The sequence below is a fragment of the Halovibrio variabilis genome, from assembly GCF_007991175.1.
In the GTDB taxonomy this organism is placed as follows: Bacteria; Pseudomonadota; Gammaproteobacteria; order Pseudomonadales; family Halomonadaceae; genus Vreelandella; species Vreelandella variabilis.
The window spans coordinates 19,961-37,371 of sequence record NZ_BJXV01000012.1 but is presented as its reverse complement, the minus strand read 5'-3'; the positions used below and the strand labels follow the sequence as shown (position 1 = coordinate 37,371).

The 17,411-nt window shown below is 57.9% G+C and carries 17 protein-coding genes and 5 tRNA genes; 8 read left to right on the top strand and 14 right to left on the bottom strand.

From position 1 onward, the window contains the following. Positions 1 to 23 precede the first annotated feature (23 nt). Positions 24 to 665: a 3'-5' exonuclease family protein gene (locus HVA01_RS11565; RefSeq protein ID WP_246129592.1), complete on the top strand. Its 642-nt coding sequence runs from the start codon at positions 24 to 26 to the stop codon at positions 663 to 665. Positions 666 to 784: 119 nt separating this feature from the next. Further along, positions 785 to 1,702 carry a tRNA 2-thiocytidine(32) synthetase TtcA gene (gene ttcA, locus HVA01_RS11560; RefSeq protein WP_146875566.1) on the top strand — a complete coding sequence of 306 codons (918 nt, stop codon included), beginning with the start codon at positions 785 to 787 and terminating at the stop codon, positions 1,700 to 1,702. Here the strand turns inward: ttcA and fnr are convergent. The 11 genes from fnr to ccoN all read right to left on the bottom strand — a co-directional run bounded on the left by fnr (position 1,695) and on the right by ccoN (position 12,829). Then, complete coding sequence (gene fnr / locus HVA01_RS11555) at positions 1,695 to 2,441, bottom strand: fumarate/nitrate reduction transcriptional regulator Fnr (protein WP_146875565.1); 747 nt, start codon at positions 2,439 to 2,441, stop codon at positions 1,695 to 1,697. The genes ttcA and fnr overlap by 8 nt on opposite strands. A gap of 84 nt (positions 2,442 to 2,525) precedes the next feature. Beyond that, entirely contained in the window at positions 2,526 to 3,959 is a 1,434-nt protein-coding gene (gene hemN / locus HVA01_RS11550; RefSeq protein ID WP_146875564.1) for an oxygen-independent coproporphyrinogen III oxidase, read from the bottom strand. Positions 3,960 to 4,033: 74 nt separating this feature from the next. Further along, on the bottom strand, positions 4,034 to 4,729 hold the full coding sequence (locus HVA01_RS11545; RefSeq protein ID WP_146875563.1) for a sulfite exporter TauE/SafE family protein: 696 nt from the start codon (positions 4,727 to 4,729) through the stop codon (positions 4,034 to 4,036). Continuing rightward, positions 4,726 to 4,971 carry a cbb3-type cytochrome oxidase assembly protein CcoS gene (gene ccoS / locus HVA01_RS11540; protein ID WP_146875562.1) on the bottom strand — a complete coding sequence of 82 codons (246 nt, stop codon included), beginning with the start codon at positions 4,969 to 4,971 and terminating at the stop codon, positions 4,726 to 4,728. Before ccoS ends, HVA01_RS11545 begins: the two co-directional genes overlap by 4 nt. Next, positions 4,968 to 7,424, bottom strand: a complete 2,457-nt coding sequence (locus tag HVA01_RS11535; RefSeq protein ID WP_146875561.1) for a heavy metal translocating P-type ATPase — start codon at positions 7,422 to 7,424, stop codon at positions 4,968 to 4,970. The genes ccoS and HVA01_RS11535 overlap by 4 nt, the downstream gene beginning before the upstream one ends. Continuing rightward, positions 7,421 to 7,960: a FixH family protein gene (locus HVA01_RS11530; RefSeq protein WP_146875560.1), complete on the bottom strand. Its 540-nt coding sequence runs from the start codon at positions 7,958 to 7,960 to the stop codon at positions 7,421 to 7,423. Before HVA01_RS11530 ends, HVA01_RS11535 begins: the two co-directional genes overlap by 4 nt. A 6-nt stretch (positions 7,961 to 7,966) precedes the next feature. After that, positions 7,967 to 9,406 (bottom strand): cytochrome c oxidase accessory protein CcoG, encoded by a 1,440-nt coding sequence (gene ccoG, locus HVA01_RS11525; RefSeq protein ID WP_146875559.1) that lies wholly within the window; start codon positions 9,404 to 9,406, stop codon positions 7,967 to 7,969. Positions 9,407 to 9,622: 216 nt separating this feature from the next. Beyond that, a complete protein-coding gene (ccoP, locus tag HVA01_RS11520; protein WP_146875558.1) occupies positions 9,623 to 10,552 on the bottom strand; it encodes a cytochrome-c oxidase, cbb3-type subunit III in 930 nt (309 codons plus the stop codon). Beyond that, positions 10,549 to 10,773: a cbb3-type cytochrome oxidase subunit 3 gene (locus HVA01_RS11515; RefSeq protein WP_146875557.1), complete on the bottom strand. Its 225-nt coding sequence runs from the start codon at positions 10,771 to 10,773 to the stop codon at positions 10,549 to 10,551. The genes ccoP and HVA01_RS11515 overlap by 4 nt, the downstream gene beginning before the upstream one ends. 3 nt (positions 10,774 to 10,776) lie before the next feature. Then, complete coding sequence (gene ccoO / locus HVA01_RS11510) at positions 10,777 to 11,385, bottom strand: cytochrome-c oxidase, cbb3-type subunit II (RefSeq protein WP_146875556.1); 609 nt, start codon at positions 11,383 to 11,385, stop codon at positions 10,777 to 10,779. Positions 11,386 to 11,404: 19 nt separating this feature from the next. Further along, complete coding sequence (gene ccoN, locus HVA01_RS11505) at positions 11,405 to 12,829, bottom strand: cytochrome-c oxidase, cbb3-type subunit I (protein WP_146875555.1); 1,425 nt, start codon at positions 12,827 to 12,829, stop codon at positions 11,405 to 11,407. Positions 12,830 to 12,993: 164 nt separating this feature from the next. Here ccoN and HVA01_RS11500 point away from each other — a divergent pair, with 164 nt between their 5' ends. The 6 genes from HVA01_RS11500 (at position 12,994) to HVA01_RS11475 (ending at position 14,453) form a co-directional block, all read left to right on the top strand. Then, entirely contained in the window at positions 12,994 to 13,749 is a 756-nt protein-coding gene (locus HVA01_RS11500) for an alpha/beta fold hydrolase (RefSeq protein WP_246129590.1), read from the top strand. 84 nt (positions 13,750 to 13,833) lie between these two features. Next, positions 13,834 to 13,909 (top strand) — tRNA-Val (locus HVA01_RS11495). Between the two features lie 48 nt (positions 13,910 to 13,957). Continuing rightward, positions 13,958 to 14,034: transfer RNA gene (locus tag HVA01_RS11490), tRNA-Asp, on the top strand. Positions 14,035 to 14,081: 47 nt separating this feature from the next. Then, positions 14,082 to 14,158, top strand: a tRNA-Asp gene (locus HVA01_RS11485). 55 nt (positions 14,159 to 14,213) lie between these two features. After that, positions 14,214 to 14,289: transfer RNA gene (locus HVA01_RS11480), tRNA-Val, on the top strand. Between the two features lie 87 nt (positions 14,290 to 14,376). Further along, positions 14,377 to 14,453 (top strand) — tRNA-Asp (locus tag HVA01_RS11475). 106 nt (positions 14,454 to 14,559) lie between these two features. Here the strand turns inward: HVA01_RS11475 and HVA01_RS11470 are convergent. The 3 genes from HVA01_RS11470 to glcE form a co-directional block, all read right to left on the bottom strand. Continuing rightward, a complete protein-coding gene (locus HVA01_RS11470; protein WP_146875554.1) occupies positions 14,560 to 14,964 on the bottom strand; it encodes a heme-binding protein in 405 nt (134 codons plus the stop codon). A 70-nt stretch (positions 14,965 to 15,034) separates the two neighbouring features. Further along, entirely contained in the window at positions 15,035 to 16,267 is a 1,233-nt protein-coding gene (gene glcF / locus HVA01_RS11465; protein WP_146875553.1) for a glycolate oxidase subunit GlcF, read from the bottom strand. 14 nt (positions 16,268 to 16,281) lie between these two features. Then, positions 16,282 to 17,376, bottom strand: coding sequence for a glycolate oxidase subunit GlcE (gene glcE, locus HVA01_RS11460; RefSeq protein WP_146875552.1), 1,095 nt, complete (start codon positions 17,374 to 17,376; stop codon positions 16,282 to 16,284). Positions 17,377 to 17,411 lie beyond the last annotated feature (35 nt).

Here is a 17,411-nt window from a genome sequence, read left to right as displayed (position 1 = left end):
GAATAGGGATATTGGACAGGCACGTGGCGCTATTTAGCGGCTCCTTGCGGACGGTGCTGCGCCGTGAAAGCGATCGGCGCCGCTGTGCTGATTCGCCCTATGCGTGGCTATTTCAGCCTTATATGGGCGATGAGCTTGTCGCGCTGGCCTGCTATGAAACGCCCATGGCGTCGTCGTCAGTCATCAGTGTGGCGGCGGTCGTGCTGAGTCAACAGCAGGTACGTACCAGCCGCGCCTTTGTGGCGACGCTAGGCAGGGCTGATCAGCCCGACAGCGCTTCGCTACGACGCCATCACATGCTGTGTCAGGCGGGGGAAGTAACCGACCCAAGCAGCGATAGCTTAAGCGCGCTAGTGGAATTTATCGGCAATCGACCCATTGTGGGGTGGCAATTAACGCAGCGAATTGGGGCGCTCAATACACTCCTTCGCCAGCGCTTGAGCTTCGCCTTGCCTAATGCCCAGGTCGATGTGGCAAAACTGCACCAGCGCCAGCTACGTCGCCTGCGCCCGGTACTGGAGGCGCCGAACACGTTTGCCCAGGCGCTGGCATGCTGGCAAGTACCCACCATCGGAGGCCAGAGTGTGCTCGGTGAGGCAACCTCCAGCGCACTCTTGTATATGCGTTTACAGCGCATTATGGCCGAACAGCATAGTGATGAATAAGTGCCGCATAGGTTTGGGGCAGCCCCTAGTTGGGTCAGGCGGTGAGTATTGTTAGAATAAACGTTAATTTTGCTCTCTAGCGTTTCTCACCTCACCATCTTCTCGGCAGTGCCTATACCATGCAATCGCTTGATCATTTTGCCCCCGCTGATTTTGAAACGACGTTATCCGCCCCTGCCGACGCTGAGCACGACCAGCCAGCGTTGGCTGCTAAGCAAAAGCGCGACTTTAACAAGCTGCAAAAGCGCCTGCGCCGAGAAGTGGGCAATGCGATTATTGATTACCAGATGATCAATGAGGGCGATCGGGTGATGGTGTGCCTTTCCGGCGGCAAGGACAGCTATACCATGCTGGAGATCCTGCGCAATTTGCAGCGCAACGCGCCGGTCAACTTTTCCCTGGTGGCGGTCAATTTAGACCAAAAGCAGCCGGGCTTTCCCGAACACGTGCTGCCGGAATATCTGGATAAGCAGGGTGTGGAGTACCATATTGTCGAGCGCGACACCTACTCGGTGGTGAAGGAGAAAACCCCGGAAGGCAAAACCACCTGCGCGCTCTGTTCACGGCTAAGGCGCGGCTCGCTTTACGGTTTTGCCGAGGAGATTGGCGCCAATAAGATTGCCCTGGGCCATCATCGTGAAGATATTCTGGAAACGCTGTTTCTGAATATGTTCTTCGGCGGCAACCTGAAAGCGATGCCGCCCAAACTGCTATCCGACGATGGCAAGCATATCGTTATTCGGCCATTGGCTTACTGCAAGGAGGCCGATATTGCCGCGTTTTCGCGGCTGATGGAATTCCCGATTATTCCCTGCAATCTATGCGGTTCGCAGCCCAATATGCAGCGTCAGGTAGTCAAAGACATGCTCGCCGAGTGGGATAAAAAGTTCCCCGGCCGTTTGGAAAGCATGTTTAAAGCCGTCACCAATATCGCACCTTCGCAGCTTGCTGACCGTCAACTGTTCGATTTTGCAGGGTTGGAAGCCAAGCAGGCAGCGCTATTGGCCGGGCGTATCCAGGCGTTTAACGTCAGCTAGCCGTTTGCTCTTCCTCTTCGGCAAGGGTAATCAAGCGCGGCATATCGAGGATATTGACCTCACGACCCGAAACCGCCACCACGTTCTGCTGCTGAAAGCGGCTTAAAATACGGCTGACGGTTTCTACCGCCAGGCCCAGGTAGTTGCCGATATCGGCCCTGGGCATGGAAAGGCGAAAGCTATAGGGCGAGTAGCCCCGGCGACGAAAACGGTCCGATAGCGTAATCAGAAAGCTTGCCAGCCGCTGGTCGGCGGTTTTACGCGACAGCAAACGCATCATGCGCCGGTCATCGCGCAACTCTTTGCTCATGCTGCGATACAGCTGGACGCGCAGCTCGGGTAGCTCCTCGGAGAGTAAATCCAGGCGATCGAAAGGGATCTCACAAATGGTAGTCGTCTCCAAGGCGATCACGCTGCCAGGGTACTGCTCTTCGTCAATGCCATCCAACCCGACTAACTCACTGGGTAAATAGAAATTGGTCAGCTGCTCGCTGCCATTACCTTCGGCGGTGACCTGCTTCAAACTGCCCGAACGCACCGCGTAAACGCTGGTAAAGGTATCCCCTTGGCGAAACAGCGGCTCGCCTTTTTTGAGCGGCGCCCGGCGACGAATAATCGCGTCGAACTGCCCCATATCGTCCATCTCAAGGGCAAGCGGCAGGCACAGTGAGCTGAGGCTGCAGGTTTGGCAGCGTGCTTCGTGGAGTAGTGAGCGCCGACGGCTCATGGGTTCCAGCATGCATTGCTCCTTGAGTGGGTTACGCTTATCAATTAGTAAAACCTTACTTATTATAGTCGCTTCAGCATGCCTGCCTAAAGGTCATTAAACAATCTTAGAATAGCGCTGCCCCGTTTGCCCAGGTAGATGAGTGTCAAACGCCATGGCGAGATGGCGAATCAGCAGCCGCCCCATGGGGGTGGCGTTAAGCTGATCGCCGCTGCGGGTCAGCAGGCCATCCTGCTCGGCAACCGCCAGGCGTTCAAGCGCGGGTGCAAAGTAGCGGGGGGCATCGATGTTCCAGCGTTGGCTAACGGCGGCCAGATCAATGCGCATATCGCACATTAGCCGCTCGATGACGTCCCGGCGGATAAGGTCGTCACTACTCAAGCGCACGCCACGTACCGTTGCCAGTTGGCCCTGATCCAGCGCTGCCTCGTAGCGGGCCAGGTCGCTAGGGTTCTGCGCATAGACATCGTTGATGCAGGAGATGGCCGAAACGCCAAGCCCGACCAAGTCGCACTGGGCGTGGCTTGAGTAGCCTTGAAAGTTCCGCTGCAGCGAGCCTTCGCGCTGGGCAACCACCAGGCTGTCGTCGGGCCGGGCAAAGTGGTCCATCCCGATATGCACGTAGCCTGCTGCGGTGAGCATTTCAATGGTGGTTCGCAGAATCGCCAGCTTCTCTTCACCGCCCGGCAAGTCATCGACGTTGATACGCCGCTGGGGGGCAAAGCGCTCGGGCATGTGGGCGTAGTTGAATACTGACAGGCGCGCCGGGTTTAGCTCAATGACTTTACGCAGGGTATCCGCGAAGCTCTTTTGGGTTTGAAACGGCAGGCCATAAATGAGATCGAGATTGAGCGAGCGAAAGCCCAGGCGATGGGCCTCATCCATGAGCGTTTCGGTGAGTACCCGCGGCTGAATGCGGTTAATGGCTTTCTGTACCAGCGGGCTTAAATCCTGAACGCCGAGGCTAATGCGGTTAAAGCCCAGCGACTGAAGATGGCGCAGGGTAAACACATCCGCTTCGCGGGGATCTATTTCAATCGCATAGTCGCGATCAGCCGCGGACGAAAGGCCAAAGCGCGCATCCAAACGATCAATCAGATCGCCCATCTGGTTTAAGCTGAGAAAGGTCGGCGTACCACCGCCCCAATGCAGCTGTTCGACCGGTCGAGACGTATCCAAGTGGCGCGCGGTCAGCACCATTTCACGGTCGAGCCGGGCTAAATAGGGCTCCGCCAGCGCCGTATTTTTGGTGGCAATCTTGTTGCACGCGCAGTAGAAGCAGATCTTGCGGCAGAAGGGTATGTGGACATAAATCGACAGCGAGCGATGGCTGGCATTGCTACGCTCCAGCGCCTGGGTCAGGTCGCTAGGGGTAAATTGGTCGTGAAACGACAGCGCCGTGGGGTAGGAGGTGTAGCGTGGGCCGCTGGTGTCGTAGCGGCGCAGTAACGCTTCATCCCACACAGGCTGCATGGGGGCTGCGACAGCAGCGGGTGCAATAGGCACGGCAGCGGGGGCATGAACGGGCATGAAGGGCGCTCCAACGTTAGGAAATGCCGCTAGCCTAATCCTAGCGCCCGCTACAAACGTTGAGCCACGTCATGCTATGAGAGGTTGTGCGCCGTGAGCGTCCAAAGTTGCCACAGCGCAAAAGCGATAATCGTCACCGCTGCCACGCTGCGTGTCGCCGGGTGACGAATCAAATGGCTGAGCTGGCGCGCGGCAAGGCCCGTGGCCAGTAGCGCCGGTAGGGTACCCAGCCCAAAGGCGCCCATTAGCAGGGCGCCCTGCAGCGGGTCGGCAATCGCCAGGCTCCAAGCCAGCATGGAGTAGACCAGCCCACAGGGCAGCCAGCCCCACAGTGTGCCCAGCGCGAAAGCCTGGGGAATATGCACCACGGGCATCAAGCGCCTGCCCACGGGCTCAATAAGGCGCCATAGGCGGCGGCCCACCGCTTCGACCTTGAGCAAGCCTTTCCACCAGTTGGCGATATACAGCGCCATCAGGATTAGCATCAGCGCGGCAAACACCTGAAGTATCAATCGCGCCGTGGCGGAAAGCGAAAACAGCGTACCCAGCAGTGCCACCAGCGCGCCTGCGCTCATATAGCTGATAATACGACCTGCATTGTAGCTGAGCAGCAGGCCGCCCATACGTGCCGGATGGCGCATACTGGGGGGCACTGCAAAGGTAAGCGCGCTCATAATGCCGCCGCACATGCCGATACAGTGGGCGCCGCCCATCAAGCCAAACACAAACGCCGCCAAGAGTGGCGGTAGGTCGAGACCGGTGGGGTTCATTGCCGAGGCTCTTGGTCGTCGGGTGTGTCAGCATCTGACCGAGGGGCTGGTTTTTGCTTGGCTTGCTGTCGTTGTTGGCGCTGTTCCAAGCTCAAATCGTTGTCATCCTCGTCAAACAAAATGCGGTGCGCGGGGCCTTCTAAGTCGTCGAACTGATCGTTTTTGACCGCCCAGAAAAATGCCCAAACAGCGAGGCCAAGCAGCATCAGCGAAAGCGGAATAAGCAGATACAGAATCGTCATGCGGTCACCGGTCGTGGAGCACTCAGCGATGTGGTTGGCTGGCTGCGCCAGCGTGACAGCCGCAGGGCATTACCCACCACTACCAGCGAGCTAAGCGACATGCCAATTGCGGCTAACCAGGGCGGTACCAGGCCCATCGCCGCCAGCGGCAGCGCCGAAACGTTATAGCACACCGACCACATCATGTTCTGGCGCATGATACGCCGGGTCGCGCGGGAAATCTCGATGGCCTCAAAAATCCGCATTAGCCGTGGGCTGAGCAGTACCGCATCGGCGCGGGTGCGAGCCAGATCAGTGGCACCGTTCATGGCAATGGCCACATCGGCCCCCGCCAACACCGGCACGTCGTTGATGCCGTCGCCAACCATCACCACGGTTTCGCCGGCGGCCTGCAGTTCGCGCAGTCGGGCCAATTTGCCTTCCGGGCTGGTGCCCGCATGCCAGGTGGCGATGTTGAGCTGGTTAGCCAGGCTTTCCACCGCGTCTACGGTATCGCCAGAAAGCAGCTCAACGGTTAAGCCCTTGGCTTGGAGTGCCGTGATGGTGGCCGCGGCATCATCACGCACGCCGTCGTGCAGGCCGAACCAGGCGCGGGGGGTGCCGTCTTCGCTAAGCAGCAGCCACTGGCCTTTGGCGGGCGCCTTGAGTGGCTCGTCAGAGGCAAATTCAGGCTTGCCCAGCCGCCAGCGGGCGCCGTTTAAGGTGCCTTCAAGGCCTTGGCCGGTGTGGCTGTGAATATCTTTCGCTTGCAGCGTCGCATCCCTAAAGGGCCGAAAGGCGCGGGCAATAGGGTGTTCTGAGTGGGCTTCCAAGGCGGCGGCAATCGCTTGGGCGCGCTCGGCGGATAATTCGCCCACTGGCTGGGTCTGAGTGAGCTGCATTTCGCCGCGGGTGAGGGTGCCGGTTTTATCAAAGATCACCCGAGTAACATTGGACAGCGACTCTATGGCGTCGGCGCGGGTAATCAACACGCCGCGCTTGCGCAACTGGCCATGCCCTGCGGTTAGGGCCGCGGGGGTGGCCAGCGCCAGCGCACAGGGGCAGGTCACCACCAGCACGGAGAGTACCACCCAGAGCATCCGCGAGGGGTCGATAAACCACCAGGCGACGCTAACGCAGGCGGTGACCACCAGCAGGCGCAGCACGAATAAATGCGCCATACGCGCCGCCATCTGGGCAAGCCTGGGGCGGCTGGCAAAGGCGCGATCGGTAAGGTCGACAATACCCGCCACCCGGGCATCACGCCCGGCGTGGGTTACTCTGACGACTAGCGGATTTTCCATGTTTTGGCTGCCGCCGGTAACCGTATCGCCTACATGGCGGGTTACCGGCAGGTACTCGCCGGTCAGCATGGATTCATCCAGGCTCGATTCGCCCTCTTCAATCACGCCGTCGGCAGGCACCCCGTGGCCGGGCTTGATCAATACCCGGTCGCCGGGTTTCAGCTCGCTGGCGGGCAGAATGCGCTCGCTGCGGTCGTGCTCCAGCCGCGTCGCGGAAATCGGCAGCACGCCGCTCAGCGCGTTGCCGCTATGCCCGCTGCGGCGTCGGGCGCGGCCTTCCACGTAGCGGCCAAAGAGTAAAAAGAAGGTAAACATGGCCACCGAGTCAAAATACACCTCGCCGACGTTAAACAGCACCGCGTAGCTGCTGGCAAGATAAGCGCCACCAACTGCCAGCGACACCGGCACATCCATGCCCAGTACGCCCGTGCGGAAATCGCGCAGGGCATTGCGGAAAAACGGCTGTGCTGAGAAAAATACCACCGGCGTTGCTAGCGCAAAAGACAGCCAGTGAAACAGCGCGTAGAAGTCGTCGCTGATCTCACCGGGGCCGGACACATAGATCGGGATCGAGAACATCATCACCTGCATCATGCCGACCGCGGCGATGATCAGCCGCCGCACGGTCATGCGTTCCTCATGCTGCATACGCGCCTGAGCCTGATCGGGCTCGTAGGGCTGGGCGTCGTAGCCAATGGCGGCCAGCTCAGCCAGCAGTTGCGATAGCTTCAACTGCTGCGGGTCCCAGCTTACGCGCAGGCGGTGGTGAGTTAAATTCACCGCGCTGGACGTAACGCCCTCAAGGGCATTTAGGCGGTGCTCGATCAGCCAGGCACAGGCGGCACAGGTGATCCCCTCAATGGCGAGGGTCGTTTTTACATTGCCTTCGTCACCGTCGGGGTGCACAAACTGTTCTTGCAAACCGGGGTCGTCAAACACCGACCAGGTGTCCGCTTTGGCAGCTTGGCGCTCATCCGGGCGTTCGGGAAGTTCGGTCCGGTAGCGGTAGTAGCTCTCCAAGCCGCCATCAACGATGGCATGGGCCACCGCTTCACAGCCGGGGCAGCACAGCGGATGGGTGTGCTCATCCAGGGTAATCGTCCAAGGGGCCCCGGCGGGCACCGGGTTACCGCAGTGGTAGCAAAGGGAGGCAGTCGCGGCGTTGCTCATTCGCTTGCTGGGCGTCCTCCTGGTAGTAGCGTGACGCTGCTTTCACTAGGAAAAGTAGCCTCGCCGGTAAGCCGCCAGTCAGCCTCTTGCAAAGCAGGCTGAATCTGCAGGTACCAGCGGTAGCGCAGGTTGTCGGGGCCTTGGGTGATATAGCGACCGTCGCGAACGTGCTCAAGAACGAAGGATTGGTCGCGATCATCTTCGGTGGGGAAGATCAGGTCGAGATAGAGCTTTTCGGGGCGCGCATCGCCGCTTAAATCGACCACAATGTCGCTGGTAAGCGGGTCAAGACGTAAATCGGCGTTCAGGTTCAGTGCGCGCGCCTGCTCCTGCTTAGCCAGCACCATATTGATGGCTTTGCCGTGCTCGTAATAATCTTCCTGAACGACCATGCCGTCGAAACTCTTGATCGACATAACCGCAAAACCGGTGCTAACAATAATCGAAGAAAACAGAATGCCGAGCAAAAACCACGGCCAAAACTGCTTGTACCATGGGGTTACCTTTTCGCCAGGGTTCAACACGGGGGATGGCATAAGCGTTTATCTCCTAATATCGCCCAGGAAGCTAGTCTCGCGCTCAATGCGAATATCCGCGTCTTGCTGAGCCTGCAACGTGAACACAATGGGGTGGCTGGGTTGCTGTATATCGTCGGGGTTGGCCGTTACGGTAACCGCTTCGAAACGCGACTCCCCTGCTGGCACATTAATCGTGTCGCTATCCAGCGTTAAGCTTGGCAGCCCGGAGACACTCAGTTGGTAACTGTGATCCTGGTCATCAAGGTTGCGAATAGTCAGGCTAAACACATTGCTAATTTGGCCATCACGGGTCGTTTGGTAGAGCTGGGTGCGCTCACGCTCAGCGTCAAAGTTAAGCGGCATACGGTCGTTGATGGCCCAGGCAAAAGTGCCCACCATCATCAAAAGTGCCGCGAAGTAGCCGAGTAGGCGAGGGCGCATAATACGGGTTGTTTTACCTTCAAGGGCTTTTTCGGTGGTGTAGCGCACCAAGCCCCGCGGGTAGCCCATTTTATCCATCACGCTGTCGCAGGCATCGATGCAGGCGGCGCAGCTAATGCACTCATACTGCAAGCCGTCGCGGATATCGATGCCGGTAGGGCAGACCTGTACGCACAGGTCGCAGTCGATACAGTCGCCGTATCCTGCTGCGCGTGCTTCGACATGGCTAAGGCTTTTCTTACGGTGGCCGCGGGGCTCACCGCGGGCCTCATCGTAGGAGACGATAAGCGTATCACGGTCGAACATGACCGATTGAAAGCGCGCATAGGGGCACATGTAGATACATACCTGCTCGCGCAGCCAGCCTGCGTTCAGGTAAGTAAACACCATGAAAAAGCCGACCCAGAAGTAAGACCAGCCATGGGCCTCTAAGGTGGGTAGTTCGGCGATTAAGCCACGAATGGGGGTGAAGTAGCCCACAAAGGTAATGCCGGTGGCCAAGGCGATCAGCAGCCAGGCGCTGTGCTTGGCGCCTTTGCGCCAGGCTTTGTCGGCGCTCATCGGCTGGTTGTCGAGCTTGATGCGCCGGTTGCGCGAGCCTTCAATACGGTGTTCAAGCCAAATGAACAGGAACGTCCACACGCTTTGCGGGCAGGTGTAACCACACCAGACCCGGCCAGCGAAGACGGTAATAAAAAACAGCCCAAAGGCGCAGATAATCAGCAGCCACGACAGCAGAATGAACTCCTGGGGATAAAACGTGGCGGTAAAGATATGGAATTCGCGATTGGGTAAATCGAATAAGATCAGCGGTCGGTCGCCTAGGTTAATCCAGGGCAAGAGAAAAAATAACAGCATTAACAAACAGTTAGCGCTACGGCGTAATTTTTGAAACACGCCTTTAATTTCGCGCACGTAAATGTGGCGTCGTTTGGCGTACATTTCCTGGCTAACCGTTTCACCTGCAGGGGTGTGGTGACCCACCGGGTTCGGCGTGACGTCTTGGCTTGGTATCTTTTCCATAGCGGCATTCCCGGCGCAAAAGGCAGGAGAGGTGGCACCCTATTGTGCAGTTAAGCTAGGTGCTTAGTTAATTGAGATGCTTAGTCGGTCTTGGTCGGTCTTGGTCGGTCTTGGTATGTGGTTAATATTGTATCGGGTTGTGAATAAATAAAGGGTGCGGTTTGGGGCCGCACCCTTGCCTAGCTAGCGTTGCTGACTCTCTCAGCCAGCGGTCAGTTAATCCTCTAAGCGCAGGCTATACACATAGGCGGCGACCAGATGAACGCGCTCTTCACCAATATAAGCCGCCTGGGCCGGCATGTGGCCGTTACGCCCGTTACGCAGCGTTTGACGTATCGAATCACCTACCTCTTGACCGGGCGCCAGGTAGAGCCAGATATCATCGGTCAAGTTAGGCGCCCCGATAGCCGTGTTACCCATAGCGTTAGGACCATGACAAGCGGCACACACGGCCATAAAGGTGCTTTCGCCCTGCTCGGCACGCTCCTCGTCATGCGCTTCATTAGACAGAGACAGAACGTATTGCGTCAGGTTCTCAATATTTTCCTGCCCCAGCTGTTGCCAGGAGGGCATCAGGCCGTTACGCCCATTGTGAAGCGTGGTAAGAATATTTTCGGGCTCCCCGCCGTACAGCCAATCATCGTCGGTCAGGTTGGGGAAGCCGTAGCCGCCCTGAGCATTGGAGCCGTGGCACACCGCGCAGTTGTTTTGATAGATGCGTTCAGCGACCTGCATCGCCTCGGAGTCTTCGGCAAGTTCAGGAATAGGCACTTCCTGATACTGGGCGAAAATCGGCGTAAAGCGCTCTTCGGCTTGAGCGACTTCCTCCTCCCACTGGCTCTCTTGCGACCAGCCCAGTACCCCCGCGTAGTTACCCAGGCCTGGGTAGAGAACAAGATAGCCCAGGGCAAACACGACCGTTAAGACAAACAGCTGGAACCACCATTTAGGCAGCGGGTTATCATACTCTTCGATACCGTCGGCGGCGTGGCCGGTGGTTTCCACATTGCCTTCTGCATCAGGCGTTTTATCGGTACGGCGATTGGCAAGCAGTATCCATACGCTCAGCGCGATCGTGCCCAGCGTAATGAAGATGATCCAGCTGCTCCAGAAACTGGATAGGGAGTCACCCCATAAGTTATTCATATATTTTTATCTCCCCTCTCGTCACGGGAATGCGCTTCGTTGTCGCGTTCACGCGAAGCGTGCTTGTCACTGGTCGGTTGCTCATCGTCATCGGCAAAGGGCAGGTTAGCCGCTTCGTCGAAATCTGGCTTGCGGCGTTTGGAGTATGCCCAGAGGGCGATACCGATAAACGCAATAATCAAGATCAGCGTAATGAGACCGCGAAAAGTTCCCGTATCCATGGCTTAACGAGTGCCCTCTAACACGGTTCCGAGCTGTTGCAGGTAGGCGACCAGGGCCGTAATTTCCTGGGTGCCACGCACCTCTTCAGCAGCGTTGTCGATATCTTCGTCGGTGTAGGGCACTCCTAGCGTACGCAGCGTACGCATCTTACGGGGAGTGGCTTCACCATCAAGGGTGTTTTCAAACAGCCAGGGGTACGCTGGCATGATCGACTCGGGCACTACATCGCGAGGGTTATACAGGTGCGCACGGTGCCAGTCGTCGCTATAGCGGCCGCCAACGCGTGCCAGGTCCGGCCCGGTGCGTTTGGAGCCCCACAGAAAGTTGTGCTCGTAAACCTGCTCACCCGCCACGTTGTAGTGGCCGTAGCGCTCGGTTTCCGCGCGGAACGGGCGCACCATTTGCGAGTGACAGCCCACACAGCCTTCACGACGATAGATGCCACGGCCTTCCAGTTCCAGCGCCGATAGCGGCTCTAGCCCTTCAACGGGCTCGGTGGTCTGCTTCTGGAAAAACAGCGGAACGACCTCTGCCAGTCCGCCGAAGCTGATCGCAACCAGGATCAACACGGCAAGCAGGCCAACGTTCTTTTCGACAATCTCGTGTTTCATTGGTCTCAACTTCCCCGTGTTAAGCAGCTTGTGGCGCTGGATGGCTGATGGCCTCACGACGCTGAACGGTCATGTAGACGTTGTACGCCATGATCAGCATGCCGGTGACCCAGAAGAGACCGCCGATTAGGCGTACAAAGTAGCCCGGTGCGCTGGCTTCAACGGCTTCCACAAAGGTGTACATCAGGGTGCCGTCAGGGTTGATCGCACGCCACATCAGGCCTTGCAAAATACCGTTGACCCACATGGAGGCGATGTACAGCACGGTGCCGATGGTGGCCAACCAGAAGTGCACGGCAATCAGATTGACTGAGTGCATTTCCGTGCGCCCGAACAGGCGTGGGATCAGGTGGTACATCGAACCGATGGTGATCATCGCTACCCAGCCAAGTGCCCCGGAGTGAACGTGGCCAATGGTCCAGTCAGTATAGTGCGACAGCGCGTTGACGGTTTTAATTGCCATCATCGGGCCTTCAAAGGTGGACATGCCGTAGAACGACAGTGCCACCACCAAAAAGCGCAGCGTCGGGTCTGTGCGCAGCTTATGCCAAGCGCCCGATAGGGTCATCATGCCGTTAATCATGCCGCCCCAGGAAGGCGCCAGCAGGATGATCGACATGATCATGCCCAGCGACTGGGCCCAGTTAGGCAGTGCGGTATAGTGCAAGTGATGAGGGCCTGCCCACATGTAAATCATGATGAGGGCCCAGAAGTGCACAATTGACAGGCGGTAGGAATAGATTGGCCGCTCGGCCTGTTTAGGCACGAAGTAGTACATCATGCCCAAAAAGCCTGCGGTCAGGAAGAAGCCCACCGCGTTATGGCCGTACCACCACTGCACCATGGCATCCACCGCGCCCGCGTAAATCGAGGTGGAGTACATCGGCGTGACGGGAATGGCCGCGTTGTTAACGATGTGCAGTACCGCAACGGTCAAAATAAACGCTGCAAAAAACCAATTCGCCACGTAGATATGCGACGTGGTGCGTTTTTTGATCGTCATCAGGAACACGATGGCATAGCTGATCCAGACAATCGCAATCAAAATATTGATTGGCCACTCCAGCTCAGCGTACTCCTTGGTCGTGGTGTAGCCCATGGGGAGCGATATGACCGCTGAGATAATAACGGCTTGCCAGCCCCAAAACGTAAAGGCCGCTAACCTGTCAGAGAATAGCCGTGTCTGACAGGTCCGCTGCACAACGTAATACGAGGTGGCAAACAGCGCCGAACCGCCAAAGGCGAAAATAACGGCGTTAGTGTGCAACGGACGCAAGCGCCCAAAGCTAGTCCAAGGCAGGCCAAGGTTCAGTTGCGGCCAAACCAGCTGTGAGGCGAGGATGACACCCAGTGTCATACCTACGATGCCCCACACAACGGTCATAATCGCGAACTGCCGAACCACCTTGTAGTTGTAGGTCGGGTGTTCAAATGCTGTGCTCATGTCATGTTCCCATCGAACGCGGTTAGGGGGTAACCCGTGGCATTTTGCACGGATGCGGCCACCCGCTTGATGATGCAGGTCAAGATCCAGACAAGATTCTAGCGCAGCCGAGCCTTAAGCTGAACACACCAATTGGTTAAAGACTGAATTATCAGGAGCGATAGGTGTCACATTGTGCTTTTTCTGAGTATATCGAGGTGCCTCCTGAGGCGTTAAAAGAGGTGCTTACGCGTCAGCCAAATGGCTGTTTCATGGTGCCGGGCATGGGCCCGCTGGCGGTGAGCGGAGAGGCCAAGGTCGGGCGACTGCTATTTGCCCATGGCGCAGGTGCCGGACAGCAGTCGCTTTTCATGCGTCAATATGTCGCCGCATTGGCGAGCCGGGGCGTCCAAGTGCTGTGCATGGATTTCCCCTATATGCAGCAGATGCAGGCAACCGGCAGGCGTCGGCCACCGCCGCCCATCGCCCAGTCGCTTGAGCACTTTTCCGAATGGTACGCATTGCTAAACAGTTTATTCGATAGCCCGCTGTGGGTCGGTGGAAAATCAATGGGCGGTCGTGTGGCAACGCTGTTAGCCAGTCAGCAGCCATGCCCTGGCGTCATCGTGGCTGGGTACCCATTTCACCCGCCTAAATCGCCCGACAAGCTGCGCCTGTCCCACTGGCCCGCGATTCAATGCCCACTGTTGGTAACCCAGGGCGAACGAGACCCGTTCGGCAGCCGAGAAGACGTCTCAGGCTATGAACTGCCCGCCAATGCGCAGCTTGCATGGCTAACCGACGGCGACCACGATTTCAAGCCACGGCGAATTTCTGGGCTGACGCAAACGGTTTTGATTGACGAAGCTACCCAAGTTGCGGCATCCTTCGTCCGCGCTCATGGGCAAGACGCTGAAAGCAAGAGCAACGCGCTCGTTTAAAGCTGAGTATTTTTAATACGCTTTTAAACGCGGCATGTTGACTTCCTGAAAGCCTTGTGTAAAATGCAGCGCCACGTGTCCAGCGGGTGGTTAGCTCAGTTGGGAGAGCACCAGCCTTACAAGCTGGGGGTCACTGGTTCGAACCCAGTACCACCCACCATTAAGTGGTTGGTTGGAAACGTGAAGCAGTGTTGATTGATGTATCAGCGGACCGGTAGTTCAGTTGGTTAGAATGCCGGCCTGTCACGCCGGAGGTCGCGAGTTCGAGTCTCGTCCGGTCCGCCAACATCAAGCCAGTAACTGCGTATGGAAGTAAGTTGTTATCGCTATTCGGACCGGTAGTTCAGTCGGTTAGAATGCCGGCCTGTCACGCCGGAGGTCGCGAGTTCGAGTCTCGTCCGGTCCGCCACGATAACCGCTGTAATAAATTGATAAGCACTTAATACTCTGCGTTATCAATTGATGGGTGGTTAGCTCAGTTGGGAGAGCACCAGCCTTACAAGCTGGGGGTCACTGGTTCGAACCCAGTACCACCCACCATCGCCTAGCTTTAAAAGCGCCTCTGAACCGCTTGTAAATGTTAGTTGGTGCTTGCATCAAGATGGTTGTAGTAAAAATGCTTTACGTGGACCGGTAGTTCAGTCGGTTAGAATGCCGGCCTGTCACGCCGGAGGTCGCGAGTTCGAGTCTCGTCCGGTCCGCCATTAAGCATTTATATTGTGAACGATATCGGCATTAGCCGAACGAATTCTAAAAGCCCGGATCAATGATCCGGGCTTTTTCGTGTGCCTGCGCCTTGATTAGCTGCCTTTAGCCCGTAATTGCGGCAACACCTGCTTTAGCAACCTGCACGTCCTGGTCGGGTTTTACGCCCGAAATGCCGATAGCGCCGATAACGTAACCGTCCAGGGTGATCGGCACACCGCCGGATAGCAGGCCTTGCAGCGGGGCCGTCACAAACGCCGTGCGGCCGCCGTTAATCATCTCTTCGAATACCTGGGTCTCTTTACGGCCGAGCGCTGCGCTGCGCGCTTTATGCGTTGCAACGTCTGCGCTGAAGGGAGCCGCGCCATCTAAACGGCGTAGCGCCAACAGGTGGCCGCCATCATCGGTGACGGCGACCGTTACCGCCCAACCATTGCTATCGGCTTCTTGTTGAGCGGCATCCAGCACTTGGATGACATCGGCCTGGGACAGAATCGCTTTTGTTTGCATACTAAACCTTCCTTTTAGCAGTTAGGGGAATGCCATAGCACCGGCGGCGCTACGGCAAGAGGGGCATGGATTATGACAGAGCGGCATCCACGATTTCGACCCAGTGGCGCACCGGCGTACGATTGGCGCCTGCCAAATGCGTCTGACAGCCGATATTCGCGGTAACAATAACCTCTGGATTGCCTGCCTCCAGGGCATTGAGCTTATTGTCGCGCAGTTGCGTGGCCAGTTCAGGTTGGGTAATCGAATAAGTGCCTGCTGAACCACAGCAAAGGTGACCATCCTGCACGGGCGTTAACGCAAAGCCAAGCTTGCTCAGCACTCCTTCAACGGCACCGTTAAGTTTTTGCGCATGCTGCAAGGTACAGGGACAGTGGAACGCCAGCCGTTTTGACTCCTTGACGTTTAATGCTTCCAGCGGCTCGTCGCGCAAAATTTCGACAATGTCTTTCGCCAGAACGCTGACTTGCTGCGCTTTGATGGCGTAATCGGGGTCATCCTTCAGCATTTCGCCATACTCTTTAACGAAGGCGCCGCAGCCGCTGGCGGTCTGCACAATGGCTTCCGCGCCGTGCTCAATATGTGGCCACCAAGCATCGATATTGGCACGCATTCGTGCTCGGCCTGCGTCTTGGGCGTTGAGGTGGAAGTCGATGGCGCCGCAGCAGCCCGCTTCCGTCACCGGTGTGACGCTGATGCCCAGCCGGTCAAGTAGCCGTGCGGTTGCGGCATTGGTGTTGGGGGAGAGCCCCGGCTGTACGCAGCCTTCCAGCATTAGTACCTGGCGCGCGTGGCGCTGTGCGCTGGGGCGCGTGCCCGCATCCACCGGGGCCGGGGGCATTTTACTGCGCAGTTTGCCAGGCACCAGCGGTTTGAAGGTTTGGCCGAGCTTTAGCAATGCTTTAAAGCGTTTGGGTTCGACCAGCATTTTACGCAATGCATAGCGCTGAGCCCGGTCGCCGGCTGAACGAGGGACACGGCGATCAATTTCGGCACGCCCAATGTTGAGCAGCTTGTGGTACTCCACCCCCGAAGGGCAGGTGGTTTCGCAGTTAAGGCAGGTGAGGCAGCGGTCGAGGTGCAGGCGCGTCTCTTCGGTTACCTGGTCGTCATCGTCGCTGCTTTCCAGCAGCTCCTTCATTAGGTAGATGCGCCCGCGCGGGCCGTCGCGTTCATCGCCCAACAACTGATAAGTTGGGCAGGTGGCATTACAAAAGCCACAGTGCACGCAGCTGCGCAACACGCGCTCTGCTTCTTGGATGTGCGGCTTTTGGCGGTCGGCGTCGGTAAAGTGCGTCTGCATGTCAACTCTCCTGATTAAAACGCCGCATAGAGACGTCCGGGGTTAAAAATGCCGTGGACATCCAATTCCGCTTTCAAGTTGCGGTGGTATTTTTCTACCACCGCGTTAAGTGGCGTGAAGGGCTCTGCAGCCCCTCCTTGTGCATGCGGCGTGTAGCAGGTGGCGTGACCACCCACCGATTGGCAGGCATCGCGAAGGGTGTCAGCATCCAGGGCTGTTTTGACCCAGCGTTGACTACCTGCCCAGTCGTAGAAGATATCGGTTTCAGGAATATCCAGCGCCAGCGGTGGGCTGTTGGGTGGCAGTGACAGCCGCCACAATGCCTGGCCCTCGCTGCAGGTAAAAAAGGCGTGACGGTGGTCGCGTAGCTCGCGCCAAAAACCGGCGTCGAGCGGTTCGCCACCCAGGCGCTCTTGGGTAGCGTTAACCGAGCTTTTGCCACCTTCCAAACGTAGCAGGAGTTCGCCGTGATGCCAGGCAGCCGCGGTAATCGGCAGCGGCTTGCGGCCCAGTTCGGCCAGCTTGTTGAGCGCTTCACCAAGCTCGAGAGATAAGCGCAAACTGTGCGTGGCGGTGGGGATCGGGAGGACTTTAAACGAGATGTCGGCAAGTACCCCGAGCGTGCCCTGGGCGCCCGCCATCAAGCGGGAGAGGTCGTAACCGGCGACATTCTTCATCACTTCGCCGCCAAAGCGGAGCAGCTTGCCCTCTTGGGTAATGATCCGTGTGCCCAGCACAAAATCGCGCGCGGCACCCGCCCAGGGGCGGCGTGGGCCGGAAAGCCCGGTGGCGACCGCGCCACCAACAGTAGAGGCAGCGCCAAACATCGGCGGTTCAAACGCCAGCATTTGGTGATGCTCAGCCAGCTCAGCCTGAAGCGCGCTGAGCCGCGTGCCAGCACGTACGGTAACCACCAGCTCCACCGGGTCGTAGCTGACAATGCCGCTATGTTCGGCCATCTGCAATGCTTGGCCTTCAACTGGGCGGCCATAAAAGGCGCGGGTGTCGCCGCCGACAATGCGTAGCGGCGTGCGTGCGTCGTAGGCGCTGCGCACCTGTTCGCACAGGGCGTCAGCGATATCGCGGTCGGCAATCGCTTGTTCGGTCATGGTCTTTCCTAGTCATGGTCGTGCCTGGTGGCGGT